The following is an 11,938-nucleotide window of genomic DNA, read 5'->3' as shown; positions in this document are numbered from 1 at the left end:
ACAGGGAGAGGTTCGAAAAGAGTGATGGCCCCTTCATCACGCTTGGGGGCCGTGGGCGCAAGGCTCATTCCACGGGACGCTGGGCCTCTTCCCGCAGGGCGGGGCTGCGGCGGCGCACGGTGCGGGCGGCGACGGTGACGAACAGGGCCCACGCGAGCCCGGCCACCCAGCCACCGAGCACGTCCGTGGGGTAGTGCACGCCCAGGTACACGCGGGTGCAGCCCACCAGGACGGAGAGCACCAGGGCCACGGAGAGGAGGTAGACCTTCACGCGGCGGTGCTCGGCGAACTGGGCCAGCAGCGCGCCCAGGGTGAGGTAGGTGATGGCGGACAGCATGGCGTGGCCGCTGGGGAAGCTGGTGGACATCGTCTCGGTGAGGTGGGGCACCACCGAGGGGCGCGGGCGGTGGAACAGGTTCTTGAGCAGCGCGTTGAGGATCCACCCGCCGACGATGGCGGACAGCACGAAGAGGCTGGTGCGGTAGCGGCGGGCCACCACGAGGAAGCCGCACACGGCCGCGGTGAGGAGCGCCAGGACGGGGAAGCCGCCCAGGGACGTCACGTCGCGCGCGGTCTCCGCGAGCCACCACGGGCCTCGGGGGAGCCCTGGGTCTTCGGGACGACGCAGGGAGCGCACGATGCGCTCGTCGATGTCCTGCGTGTCGCCTTCATGCACTTCATCCGACAGGACGACGAAGCCCAGGACGCACGCGACCACGAGCAGCAGCAGCCCCAGGGGCCGCGTCACCATCACGTCCCAACCCGACACCCACCGCCATGGCCCTCGTGACATGACCGTGACTTAGGACAGCGGGTGCGGGCTGGCCACGGGCTTTTCGCGGCGAGTGTCGGGCAGGCTCCAGGTGCTCAGGGGTTCTGGACGGACAGGCCCAGCGCTTCGGCACCGGCGGCCTTCGCGCCGTCGAGGGCGCTGATGAGCCGTGTGTAGGGGGCCTGCGCGTCCGGCTGGAAGAACAGGCCGCGCTGGCCCTTGGGACGGGCCTCCAGGAAGGCGCGCAGGCGTGGCACGAATTCGGCTTCGCTCACGGGCTCGCCTTCCAGGAGCAGCGAGCCGTCCGCGGTGAGGCGCACAAGGCCGGGGGCCAGCTCCTTCGACGTCGGGGGCTCCTCGGTCGGGGTGGCCTGCGCGGACGGGAGCTGGAGTTGGAACTCGCCGCGCATGAGCGGGGTCACGACCATGAAGATGATCAACAGCACGAGGACCACGTCCACGAGCGGCGTGACGTTGATGTCCGACTGGATACCGGACTGGGGCTTCACCACGACAGGGCGTCTTGCGTGCATCAGTTCTTCCTCATGGAGACACCCAGGGACACCTTCAGCGCACCCGCGTCCCGCGACTGTTGCAGCACACCGAGCACGTCGCCGCAGGTGAGCGTCGCATCGGCCTTGAGGAGCAGCTTGCGGTCGGGCCGGGTGCGCAGTTCCTCCTGGACGCGTTCCTGGAAGCGCGCGGCATCCGGGAAGGACTCGTTGCCGACGTACAGCGCCTTGTCGGCGGTGAGGGAGAAGACCAGGGGCTCGGGCTTCTCGCGCGGCTCGCCCTGGGCGGCGGTGGGCAGGGTGACGTCCTTGTCCTGCTGGGCCAGCGGGGTCACGACCATGAAGATGATCAGCAGCACCAGCACCACGTCGACCAAAGGGGTGACGTTGATGTCGGCCTTCACTCCGCCCCTGCCTCCCACGGCCATTCCCATGCACAACCTCCGCGCGAGCTACTGCGAGTCGGAAGCCATGGGACCACGGGGCCAGGATGCCGTTGGCCGTGGGCACCCGGTGGTTCGGTCATGATTCAGTCACGGGTGCGGGGCAGAGACGACGATGGGTCGTTCCTCAGACGTCCTGATAGGCGTAGGGCATGTCGGGAACATGGGGCCTTGCCAGGCCTGAGAGGTACACGTCGGCACCGGCCATGCGGCACGCATCGACGGTGTTGAGCACGAAGCCGGGACCTGAAGGGACGCCGTCGTCGAACCAGCGCAGCAACAACTCATGAGCGAAGGAGTCGAGCACCAGAAGGGCCGCCATCGGGTCCGCGAGCGCTCGTGACGGCTCCGGCCAGTCGAGAGCACGCAGCGCTTGATCCAATGGATCATCCGGCGCGGGGAAGCGCTGGTAGTCCTCCACCAGATCGGCCCAGTCCTGTTCGAGCAGCGCCACGGCGTAGGCACCAGGCAAGGTGACTTCGTAACGGACCTCAACGATGCCCGGTGTCCGCCAGTGCTGGCTGAAGTTCATGGTGCGCACGCTCAAGGCGTCCACCAACACCGGGCGGCCCTCCACGAGGTATCTGGCCGTATGGGGCGGAACGGGGAATCGGGGCCGCCACTCGTTCTGATAGGTCATGGTTCCTTCGGCAGGATACTGGAGCAGAAGAGAGAACGCTGAAGCGGGGCCGAGGTCATGCGGACGACCCAAAGTGGATCATTGCTGAGCAGCGCGGACCTGGATGCGTTCGAGCAGCGGTTCAGGCTCAAGCTTCCACTGCCGCTTCGTGAGTTCCTGCTGGCCACCAACGGAGGCCGGCCGGAGCGCGACCTCTTCAAGCTCCAGGGCCTGCCGGGGAATCCCATCGGCCGGCTCCACTTCTTCTTCGGGCTCAACGACCCCGTCGAGTCATGCAACCTCGACTGGAACCTGGTGGTCTTCCGGGATCGCCTTCCACCAAGTCTGCTCCCCATCGCGACGACAGAAGGCGCGGACAAGGTCTGCCTGTCCGTGACCGGCCCCACTGCGGGCCAGGTGTTCTACTGGGACGCGCATGCCCGGCCGGGCACGAACAGCGTCCACTTCCTGGCGGAGGACCTCGACACCTTCATCTCGGCGCTCCAGTCGGACGCGCTGTCACCCACCGTCCTGGAGTCCTGAGTCACGGTCTCGCGGCGTACGCCCCTGGACGCTCGGACTCCGGAGGCATTGTCACGGGAGCGTGGCCTGTTATCACCCGGTGACGTTCTCACCGGGAGGCACCCGCACATGGCCATCGCCACCATCAGCCCCACCACCGGCAAGACGCTGCGCACGTTCGACGTGCTCTCGTCCGAGGAACTGGAGCGCAAGCTGCAACGGGCCGCGGATACGTTCCGCTCCTACCGCGAGACGTCCTTCGCCGACCGTGCCCGCTGGATGCGCCGCGCCGCTGAAATCCTCGAAGTCGAAGCCGGCCGCTTCGGCCGCATGATGACGGAGGAGATGGGCAAGCCCCTGGAGGCCGCCAAGGCGGAGTCCATCAAGAGCGCCACCGCGTGCCGCTACTACGTCACCCGCGCGGAGAAGCTCCTTCGCGACACGCCCATCGACGTGGATGGCGACACCGCCTTCGTGCGCTATCAGCCCCTGGGCCCCGTTCTCGCCATCATGCCGTGGAACTTCCCCTTCTGGCAGGTCGTGCGCTTCGCCGCCCCCGCCCTCATGGCCGGCAACGTGGGCCTCCTCAAACACGCCAGCAACGTGCCCCAGTGCGCCATCGCACTCGAGGAGATCTTCCGCACCGCTGGCTTCCCTGAAGGCGCCTTCCAATCGCTGTTCATCGAGACGTCGGAGGTGAACCGCGTCATCGAAGACCCTCGCGTGAAGGCCGTCACCCTCACCGGCAGCGAGGGCGCTGGACGCGCTGTCGGCGCCGCCGCGGGCCGTGCCATCAAGAAGGTCGTCCTGGAGCTGGGCGGCAGCGACCCGTTCATCGTCATGCCCAGCGCGGACCTGGACAAGGCCGTGCACACCGCCGTGTCCGCGCGCCTCATCAACAACGGCCAGTCCTGCATCGCCGCCAAGCGCTTCATCGTCGCCGAACCCATCGCCCAGGAGTTCGAACGCCGCTTCGTCGAACGCATGAAGAGCATGGTGGTCGGTGACCCCATGGATCCGAAGACCGATGTCGGTCCGCTCGCCACGCCCGGCATCCTCGAAGGGCTGCACGCCCAGGTGCAGGAGAGCGTGAAGGCCGGCACCCGGCTGCTGCTCGGCGGCAAACCCCAGGGCGGTCCCGGCAACTTCTACCCGCCCACCGTCCTGGCGGATCCGCCGCCGAAGGCCCCCGCCTTCCATGACGAGCTCTTCGGCCCCGTGGCCACGCTGCTGCGCGCCCGCGACCTGGAGCACGCCATCGAGCTGGCCAACGCGACACCCTTCGGCCTGGGCGCCAGCGTGTGGACCCAGGACGCGAACGAACAGCGCCGGCTCATCGACGGCGTCGAGGCCGGCATGGTGTTCGTCAACGCGCTCGTCGCGTCCGATGCGCGCCTGCCCTTCGGCGGCGTGAAGCACTCCGGCCACGGCCGCGAGCTGGCCGACCTGGGCATCCGCGAGTTCGTCAACGCCAAGACCGTCCGCATCACCGGCGCGTCCGGCACCCCGCCACCGTCAAAGCACGCGGGCGAATAACCCCGCCCCGTCCGTCAGCGCGTGCGCACCCGGCCATCCACGGGCGCGCCGTGCACCTCTTCCAGCGCGGACGTCACGGCGTCCACCTCCGCGCCCAGCTGCTCCACGCTGTGGCGCAGGCCCGCGCCGGCCACGTCCGCGTCCGCCGCGTCCGCCGAGCGCACCCGCAGCACCTGGGCGTAGAGGTTCTCCAGGGTGTAGGCGAGCCGCGTGAACTCGGCCTCCAGCCGGTCCGCCGCCTTCGTCAGCTCCGCGCGCTGGCGCACCTGTTCATCCAGCACCTGCAACGCCGCGCGCAGCCGGTCGCGCACCACCACGTCCTCCTCCGCGGCCCAGCGCGTCTCCAACTTCTTGCGCTCGTCCGCCAGCCGCTGCACGTCCTCCGGCGGCGCCACCGTGCGCAGCTCTCGTTCGCGGCGGACGAGCTCGTGGCAGCTCTTGCGCAGGTCCTGCACGGTGCGCTCCGGCGAGCGCACCATCTCCTGCAACACGCCCTTCCCCGCACGCAGCTCCGCGAGCAGCTTCTCGCAGACGGCGTCCACGCGCGTCAGGCGCGGATCCACCGGCGCCTCCGGCACCTTCGCCTGGGGCAGCACCGGCGCGGGCGGTTCCTCCACGCGCGTCAGCAGGGGGTTGTTGCGCGCGCGCAGGTGCTTCGCGGCCCCCTTGAAGAAGCCGAGCGCCACGAACAGCAGCCACCAGTACTGATGCGGAAAACGCACCACCGTGGCCACGCACGCCAGCGCGACGACGAGCTGCCCCACGCCCACCACGGGGTTGCGCGAGGCCTCCTCCCGAGCCGCCTTTTCCGCACGCTTCGCATCGCGGTGCGCCTGCTGCTGAGCGATGTACGCGTCGCGTTTGGCATGCCGCTCCGCGCGGCGCAGGGCGTCCTTCGACTCGCGCTCCCACTGCTTCTCCCACCGCTGGCGCTCCCGCTCCGCGCCGCGCTCCCACTCCCGTTCCCAGCGGTCGCGCTCCTTCTCGGTGGGCAGGCGGCCCATCCGGCGCACCCACGCTTCCAGGGCCGCATCCTTGCGCGCGCGCCCCTCCTCGATGGCCGCTTCCAGCCGGCGCAGGCGCTCGGCCGCGTCGTGGGGGGGCGAGGAGGCAGGGGGCGCTTCGCGGTCTCGGGGCACGAGGTGACGCTAACAACTTCCCCCGGGGTTGGGGACTGTCGTGGGTAGCCCCATAAGCGCAGGTGTTGAGCCATTGGCGCGCGGCGGGCAGGCGGACACGGCCACGCGGTGGTCCCCTGTAAACGGATGCGGTACTGGGAGGACACGATGACCCTTCCCACCGCCGCGACCCGCCGCTTCCAGTGGTTCAGCATGGGCGTGCTCCTCTACACCCTGGGCGTCATCCTCTGGGGCGCGTTCGTGCGCGCCACCGGTTCCGGCGCGGGCTGCGGCGACCACTGGCCCGTCTGCAACGGCGAGGTGCTGCCGCGCGCCCCCACCCTCCAGACCCTCATCGAGTACACCCACCGTGTCACCAGCGGCCTGGCCACGGTGCTCGCCGTCGTCCTCTACGTCTGGGGCCGCCGCGAGTTCCCCAAGGGCCACCCGGGCCGCCGCGCGGCGTTCTGGGCGCTGGTGTTCATGCTCACCGAAGGCCTGGTGGGCGCGGGCATCGTGTTGCTCAAGTACGTGGCGCAGGACGCGCGCCTGGGCCGCGCGGTGTGGATGGGCGTGCACCTGACCAACACCTTCCTCCTGGTGGGCGCGCAGACGATGGTGGTGTGGGCCTCCAAGGGCCGCGCGCGCATGGTGCTCCAGGGCCAGGGCGTCGTGGGCGCGCTGCTGGGCGGGAGCATCGTCGGCATGCTGGTGCTGGGCGTCAGCGGCGCGGTGGCCGCGCTGGGCGACACGCTCTTCCCCGCCACCAGCCTCACGCACGGCTTCGAGCAGGACCTGTCGGAGACGGCGCACGTGCTCTTGCGCCTGCGCATGTTCCACCCGGCCATCGCGGTGGCCATGGGCGCGCTGCTGGTGTTCGGCGGCCGTCAGGTGGCGCGGCTTCGGCCCTCGCCGGACGTGCGGCGCGCGTCCACGTGGCTCACCGCCATGTACGTGGCGCAGCTGTGCGCGGGCATCATCAACCTGGTGCTGCTGGCGCCGGTGACGATGCAGCTGGTGCACCTGCTGCTCGCGGACTGCGTGTGGATGTGCGTGGTGCGGCTGTGCGCGGCGGGGCTCGCGGAGGACGCGCCGCGCCTGGAGCCCGCCGCCGAGCCCGCCTCCCGCGTGGAGCCGGTGTAGCGCTCAGCCGCGCAGCCCTCGGGGCACCAGCACCCGGGCCACCGCTTCGAAGAGGCCGCTGACCGCGAGCGCGAGCACCGCCGCGGGCACCGCGCCCTCCAGGATGAGCCCCACGTCGTCCAGGCGGATGCCGGTGAGGATGGGCTGGCCGTAGCCGCCCGCGCCCACCAGCGCGCCCAGCGTGGCGGTGCCCACGTTGATGACCGCCGCCGTCTGGATGCCCGCGAGGATGGACGCCGCCGCCATGGGCAGCTCGATGCGCCACAGCCTCGCGCCGGAGGGCAGGCCCAGCGCCTCCGCGGATTCGCGCACCTCCCACGGAATGCCCTGCAGCCCCGCCGCCGTGTTCCGCACGATGGGCAACAGGCTGTAGAGGAACAGCGCCGCGATGGCCGGCTTCGAGCCGATGCCCAGCAGCGGAATCATGAACACCAGCAGCGCCAGCGACGGCACCGTCTGGATGACGCTCGACAGGCCCAGCACGCCCTGCCCCAGGCGCGGACGGCGCGCGGCCACCACGCCCAGCGGGATGGCCAGCGCGATGGCCGCCATCAGCGACAGCCCCACGAGGAACAGGTGCTCGCGCGTGCGCTGCCAGATGCGCGCACCCCGCCCGTCCGTGTGCACCTCCGTCGTCAGGCCCAATGAAGCCTGGAGGAAGTCCGCCGCCACCTGGGCCTCCGGCACGTGCTCCAGCCGCGCGCGGGCGTTGAGCTGCACCATCTCCGCTTCCGTCAGCGAGCCCTCCAGCCGGCGCAGCGCCTGGACCACCCGAGGCGCTCGCGTCTCCAGGTCCGCGCGATAGAGGAGCACGGCGTCGTACGCGGGGAAGTGGTGTCGGTCGTCCTCCAGCACGCGCAGCCCGTAGGCGGAGATCTCCGCGTCCGTGGAGTACAGGTCCGTGAGCTGGATGGCTCCGCTCTCCATGCCCCGGTACGCCAGGTCGTGGTCCAGGCCGCGCACGTCGCGCTGGGGCAGGCCGTATGCGTCGCGCAGCGCGGGCCAGCCGTCGCCCCGCTGCATGAACTCGTTGCTGAAGCCCACGCGTAGGTCCGGGTGCGCCTTCAAATCGGAGATGCGTCGGATGCCCAGCCGCTCCGCCTCTGCTTCCTTCATGCCCAGCGCGTAGGTGTTGTTGAAGCCCAGCGACGCGCTCATCCGCAGGCCTTCGTCCGCGAGCGCCTTCCTCAGCGCATCGTCGTCCGGCAGCGCGCGCCCCACGAGCAACTCCTGCCTCAGCGTGCCGGTGTACTCGGGATAGACGTCCAGCTCGCCCCGGCGCAGCGCCTCCCACAACACCGTGGTGCCGCCCAGCTCGCGCCGGTGCGAGGCCCGCGCGCCCGCGTGCTCCGCCACCTGCGTCACCATCTCCCCGAGGATGACGGACTCGGTGAACTTCTTGGACCCCACGCGCACCTGGGGCCCGCCACCTTCAGTGCTCGTGCACGCGACGGTGAGCAACAGCAGCCACGCCAGCCACAGCGCGCGCATCATCCCGGCCTCTGCAGGGGCAGCGGGCGCTGCGCCTGGATGAAGCGCGTGACGAACGGATCCGTAGGACGCGACTCCAGGTCGCCCAGCGTGCCCTGCTGCACCACCTGGCCATCACGCATCAGCACGATGCCGTCTCCCAGGAAGGCCGCTTCCGCCAGGTCGTGCGTGACGAGCACCACCGTCTTGCCCAGTCGCTCGAAGATGCCGCGCAGGTCCGTCTGGAGGTCATGGCGCACCAGCGGATCCAACGCGCCCAGGGGTTCGTCCAGCAGCAGCACGTCCGGGTCCAGCATCAGCGCCCGCATCAACGCCACGCGCTGCCGCTGGCCTCCGGAGAGCTCGCCCGGGAAGCGCTCCAGCGCATCCTCCGGGAAGCGCGTCAGGTCCATCAATTGCGTCAGTCGCTCGCGGATCCGTGCCTCCGGCCAGCGCAGGTGCCGCGCCATCAACGTGACGTTCCTCGCGCCGGTGAGGTGCGGGAACAGGCCTCCGCCCTGGAGCGCGTAGCCCACGCGTTGGCGCACGGCGAGCAATGCGTCCGCGTCCTCCGGCAGGGGTTGTCCATCGAAGAGCACGCGGCCGGTGTCGGGCCGGAGCAGGCCGTTGAGCAGCCGCAGCAGCGTGGATTTCCCACAGCCGCTGGGGCCGATGAGCACCGTGGTGGCGCCATTGGGCAGACTCAAGTCCAGCGGGTGCAGGGCCTGCGCGGCACCGAAGCGCTTGGACACTCCTTCCAGGAGGAACACGAACGCCACGTCCCTTCAGCGCGGAGCGAACACGCCGTTGCAGGTGGTCGGAAAGGGGAAGAGCGCACCCGCCGGGAGGCTGCACGCCGCGAACAGGCCCCAGCCTTTGTAGTTCACGCCGCCGGTCCAGACCTGGACGTCGCCGCCACCCTCCTGCGCGGGCGCGGTGAAGCGGACGCAGCGCGTGGCCTGGCCCTCCACGTAGCAGTCGAGCACCTCCACCGGGCCGGCCCCCGGGAGCGCGTCGCGCAGCTCCTCCGCGCTCCGGTCGCGCCAGCGCTCCACCTGGCCCGCGCCCGGCGCCACCGGCCGGAAGATGCTCCAGGAGAAGGTGGACGCGTCACAGCGGATCCGCCCCGCGCGCGTCGTCGAGTCCGCGACCTCGCAGCCCTCCGGTACGAACAGCACCCGCCACGGAAACCGGGGTGGCATGACGAGCGCTGATGGCGACAGCGTGTCGCCCTCCGGATTGCCCCGCGTGGCCAGGTACGCGAACAACTCCAGACACCGGCCCAGCCCCGCGCGGACGTCGTCGCGCGCCACGCAGCCCAGCTGCCGCACGTGGCCCGCGGAGGGCGTCACCGCCGTGACGTAGCCGCCCACCGTGCAGGCGTTCTCACCGGAGCACCGTTCAAAGCGAAGGGACGGGTGCGGCTGTCCACCCAGTGGCAGCTCGCCTCGGGCTTCCGTGAGGCTCGAGCCGAGTCGCGCCTGGACGCGGGCACGGCCGGAGTCCACGGCCTGCGCCTCGCTCCGCCCGGGTTGTTCGTGCAGCCACACGGAGAGCGAGCCGCAGCGGTACGTGCGCGACGTGGCGCTGTCCGGGATGGGGACACAGCCTTCGAAGAGGGCGCGCGCGTCTTCGACGAAGGGGCCCGCGGGCGTCACGCCCTCGGAGGGGACCGCGGGGGCCACTGGCGCGGACGCAAGGCACGCGCTCAGCAGTCCCCCGAGTGTCACTCCCATCGCCGCGAGTGCCGTGCGCATCCGCAGGGGATAGGCGCCGGACCCGGCCGAGTCAACCGGCCCGTCGGCCCGACGCCCACCGCGCTACACACGCGGGCCCTACTTCTTCATCTGCTTCTCGAGCTCCTTCGCCTTCGTCTCGTTGCGGGCGACGACGCTCTCGGTGTCGCTCAGGAGCGCCAGGAAGCTGGCGTCGTTCTTGTACTCCTTGCGGCCCTCCTTGAGGACGTCCATGCCCTTCTTCTGGTCCTCCGCGATGCGCGACAGGAAGGCCTTGTCGAACTCGGGGCCCTCCTTCGCCTGGAGCTTGGTGATCTCCTCGTTCGACTCGTCGATGGCCTTGCCCAGCTTCTCGCCGGTGCCCTTCATCTTCTCCTGGTAGCCCTGCTGGACGCCGGAGCCGCCCGTGCCCGTCTGGTCCTCGGAGGTGACGTTGCTGTCGCTGAGGGCACTGACCTGCATCTTCTTCTGCTCGGCCCAGGTGCGCAGCTGGCTCTGGCTGTTCTCGTGGTCCTCGCGCAGCTTGGTGGCGAACTCCTTCACCTGCGGATCCGTCGCTTGCTGCTCCGCGAGCCGCGCCAGTTTGATCTGGCGGTTGTTGAAGACGGCCAGCTTGCCCACGTACTGCACGCGCTTCGCGGCCGCCTCACCCACGGCCTTGCCCTGCTTCGTCTCGTGCTTTTGCTGCTTGGTCTCCTCGTCGTTGGCGTGGGCCGAGAAGCCCATCAGCCCCGTCACGACCGCCGCTGTCACCGCCCGCGCCTTCCAATTCGTCTTGCTCATGGGCCCTGCCTCCCCCGCCTTCGCGGATGAACGTTTGACGGGGGCAAGGTGTGGACGCGGAAGCCGGGTGCCAGGGCCGCCTGGCTGAACGCCCTCCCCCCGGGTACGAGACCCGAGGGATGAAACCGCCTCACTCCACGGGCAACAGGCCGCGCACCACCGCGCCGCGCCCCAGCGCCGTGGCCTGGGCCCAACCGCGCAGGAGCGCCAGCACCTCCGAGGAGAAGGTGGGCGTGTCGAGCAGCGTGACGGTGGTGGCCATCCCGCCCGTCTGGGCCTGCTCGAAGCGCGCGGTGAGCCAGCAGGCCCCGGCGCCCACGAGCTCGGGCACTGTGCGCGACACCTCCAGCTCCAGCAGCGAGGACGGGGACAGCCACCCTTCCGCCCAGCGCAGCCGCCGCTCCAGCAGCGCGCTCAGGGATTCGCTCGCGGCCGTGGCCTGCGGCGGCAGGGGCTCGCCGTCGCCGGAGGGCAGGTACACCTCGCGCAGGAAGGGCGGCTCGCGGGTCAGCGCGTGCGCCGTCGCGCGCAGCCACAGGCGGCAGTCGCGCAGCACGTCCGCCGTGGCCGCGTCGAACGAGGGCAGCGGGTGGCGTGTCGGTGAGCGGCGGCTGCCCTTTCGGTCCGCCTCCACCTCCACGAAGGGAGACACGCGCGCGCAACCCTCCACCGTGCCGTCCACATCCAGCCCCAGCCGCTCCAACCGCGAGCCCCGGCCCAGGCCGCGCCACAGGTCCACGAAGGCCGCCGCCAGCGGCGCCGCGTTCGCGACCGAGTACGGCCGCCACTCCACGCGCTGACACACCACGCGCGCCGACGGCACCCGCGCCCCAGGAGGCCCCAGCCCCAGCGTCAGGTCCTCGCCGCCCACCGCCACGCGAGAGGCCAGCACGTGCCGCACGGGGCCTTCCAGCAGCCACACCTGCAGGGCGCCTCGCGGCACCGCGCCCTCCACGTAGCGCGCGCCCAGCAGCCACAGCTCGCCCTGGATGAGCACGTCCTCGCCCCGGGGCGCGTGCAGGTTCGGCCTCGAGTCCTGACAGCCCAGCACCCAGGCCCCGCGGCCCTCCTGGACCCAGCGCACCCGAAGACCCTCAGGCAACGCCTCCAACGCGCGCCGCGTGGCCTCCGCCTCGCTCATTCCCTCCGCCATTGGGCCCCTCTAACCAAACAGCGCTACGGTATTCTTACGTAATAGCTGTGATTCACCGCCCGTGTCAGCACGTTTTTCGTGGTTTCCCGAGTGGGTGACAGGAAACCCGGTAGGTCTGGGTGGGGTACGGC

At 70.7% G+C, this 11,938-nt stretch carries 13 protein-coding genes; 3 read left to right on the top strand and 10 right to left on the bottom strand.

The features are described 5' to 3' along the window. Window positions 1–64: 64 nt before the first annotated feature. The 4 genes from D7Y15_RS10135 to D7Y15_RS10120 all read right to left on the bottom strand — a co-directional run bounded on the left by D7Y15_RS10135 (window position 65) and on the right by D7Y15_RS10120 (window position 2,289). Window positions 65–793 carry a phosphatase PAP2 family protein gene (locus tag D7Y15_RS10135; protein ID WP_120574714.1) on the bottom strand — a complete coding sequence of 243 codons (729 nt, stop codon included), beginning with the start codon at window positions 791–793 and terminating at the stop codon, window positions 65–67. A gap of 74 nt (window positions 794–867) precedes the next feature. Beyond that, entirely contained in the window at window positions 868–1,305 is a 438-nt protein-coding gene (locus D7Y15_RS10130; RefSeq protein ID WP_121752429.1) for a biopolymer transporter ExbD, read from the bottom strand. Next, on the bottom strand, window positions 1,305–1,718 hold the full coding sequence (locus D7Y15_RS10125) for a biopolymer transporter ExbD (protein ID WP_121752428.1): 414 nt from the start codon (window positions 1,716–1,718) through the stop codon (window positions 1,305–1,307). The genes D7Y15_RS10130 and D7Y15_RS10125 overlap by 1 nt, the downstream gene beginning before the upstream one ends. 136 nt (window positions 1,719–1,854) lie before the next feature. Then, window positions 1,855–2,289, bottom strand: a complete 435-nt coding sequence (locus D7Y15_RS10120; RefSeq protein ID WP_233604879.1) for a hypothetical protein — start codon at window positions 2,287–2,289, stop codon at window positions 1,855–1,857. Window positions 2,290–2,424: 135 nt separating this feature from the next. On the opposite strand from D7Y15_RS10120, the gene D7Y15_RS10115 reads away from it, so the two are divergent. Together D7Y15_RS10115 and D7Y15_RS10110 are read left to right on the top strand one after the other, a co-directional pair. After that, window positions 2,425–2,889 carry an SMI1/KNR4 family protein gene (locus D7Y15_RS10115; RefSeq protein WP_121752426.1) on the top strand — a complete coding sequence of 155 codons (465 nt, stop codon included), beginning with the start codon at window positions 2,425–2,427 and terminating at the stop codon, window positions 2,887–2,889. Window positions 2,890–2,997: 108 nt separating this feature from the next. Further along, the gene (locus tag D7Y15_RS10110; RefSeq protein ID WP_121752425.1) at window positions 2,998–4,404 is read left to right on the top strand and encodes an NAD-dependent succinate-semialdehyde dehydrogenase; all 1,407 of its coding nucleotides are present in this window, start codon (window positions 2,998–3,000) and stop codon (window positions 4,402–4,404) included. Between the two features lie 14 nt (window positions 4,405–4,418). Here the strand turns inward: D7Y15_RS10110 and D7Y15_RS10105 are convergent, their stop codons facing one another. Beyond that, on the bottom strand, window positions 4,419–5,543 hold the full coding sequence (locus D7Y15_RS10105; RefSeq protein WP_120574720.1) for a hypothetical protein: 1,125 nt from the start codon (window positions 5,541–5,543) through the stop codon (window positions 4,419–4,421). Window positions 5,544–5,690: 147 nt separating this feature from the next. Here D7Y15_RS10105 and D7Y15_RS10100 point away from each other — a divergent pair, with 147 nt between their 5' ends. Continuing rightward, entirely contained in the window at window positions 5,691–6,665 is a 975-nt protein-coding gene (locus D7Y15_RS10100) for a COX15/CtaA family protein (RefSeq protein ID WP_121752442.1), read from the top strand. 3 nt (window positions 6,666–6,668) lie between these two features. Here the strand turns inward: D7Y15_RS10100 and D7Y15_RS10095 are convergent, their stop codons facing one another. From D7Y15_RS10095 to D7Y15_RS10075, 5 genes are all read right to left on the bottom strand, one after another. Next, entirely contained in the window at window positions 6,669–8,156 is a 1,488-nt protein-coding gene (locus D7Y15_RS10095; protein ID WP_121752424.1) for a glycine betaine ABC transporter substrate-binding protein, read from the bottom strand. Then, on the bottom strand, window positions 8,156–8,905 hold the full coding sequence (locus tag D7Y15_RS10090) for an ATP-binding cassette domain-containing protein (RefSeq protein ID WP_121752441.1): 750 nt from the start codon (window positions 8,903–8,905) through the stop codon (window positions 8,156–8,158). Before D7Y15_RS10090 ends, D7Y15_RS10095 begins: the two co-directional genes overlap by 1 nt. A gap of 15 nt (window positions 8,906–8,920) precedes the next feature. Beyond that, window positions 8,921–9,820 (bottom strand): hypothetical protein, encoded by a 900-nt coding sequence (locus D7Y15_RS10085; RefSeq protein WP_199745910.1) that lies wholly within the window; start codon window positions 9,818–9,820, stop codon window positions 8,921–8,923. A gap of 150 nt (window positions 9,821–9,970) precedes the next feature. Beyond that, window positions 9,971–10,654: a DUF4142 domain-containing protein gene (locus D7Y15_RS10080; protein WP_120574722.1), complete on the bottom strand. Its 684-nt coding sequence runs from the start codon at window positions 10,652–10,654 to the stop codon at window positions 9,971–9,973. A 130-nt stretch (window positions 10,655–10,784) separates the two neighbouring features. Continuing rightward, window positions 10,785–11,807 (bottom strand): hypothetical protein, encoded by a 1,023-nt coding sequence (locus tag D7Y15_RS10075; protein ID WP_121752423.1) that lies wholly within the window; start codon window positions 11,805–11,807, stop codon window positions 10,785–10,787. Window positions 11,808–11,938 lie beyond the last annotated feature (131 nt).

The organism is Corallococcus sp. AB030 (assembly GCF_003668965.1).
Classification (GTDB): Bacteria; Myxococcota; Myxococcia; order Myxococcales; family Myxococcaceae; genus Corallococcus; species Corallococcus exiguus.
The sequence above is the reverse complement of the archived record's forward strand: the minus strand, read 5'-3'. Positions and strand labels throughout refer to the sequence as shown.

Coding starts and splice junctions, on each gene's coding strand:
- D7Y15_RS10135 (WP_120574714.1), bottom strand. CDS start 793: ATGTCACGAGGGCCATGGCGGTGGGTGTCGGGTTGGGACGTGATGGTG.
- D7Y15_RS10130 (WP_121752429.1), bottom strand. CDS start 1,305: ATGCACGCAAGACGCCCTGTCGTGGTGAAGCCCCAGTCCGGTATCCAG.
- D7Y15_RS10125 (WP_121752428.1), bottom strand. CDS start 1,718: ATGGGAATGGCCGTGGGAGGCAGGGGCGGAGTGAAGGCCGACATCAAC.
- D7Y15_RS10115 (WP_121752426.1), top strand. CDS start 2,425: ATGCGGACGACCCAAAGTGGATCATTGCTGAGCAGCGCGGACCTGGAT.
- D7Y15_RS10110 (WP_121752425.1), top strand. CDS start 2,998: ATGGCCATCGCCACCATCAGCCCCACCACCGGCAAGACGCTGCGCACG.
- D7Y15_RS10100 (WP_121752442.1), top strand. CDS start 5,691: ATGACCCTTCCCACCGCCGCGACCCGCCGCTTCCAGTGGTTCAGCATG.
- D7Y15_RS10095 (WP_121752424.1), bottom strand. CDS start 8,156: ATGCGCGCGCTGTGGCTGGCGTGGCTGCTGTTGCTCACCGTCGCGTGC.
- D7Y15_RS10080 (WP_120574722.1), bottom strand. CDS start 10,654: ATGAGCAAGACGAATTGGAAGGCGCGGGCGGTGACAGCGGCGGTCGTG.
- D7Y15_RS10075 (WP_121752423.1), bottom strand. CDS start 11,807: ATGGCGGAGGGAATGAGCGAGGCGGAGGCCACGCGGCGCGCGTTGGAG.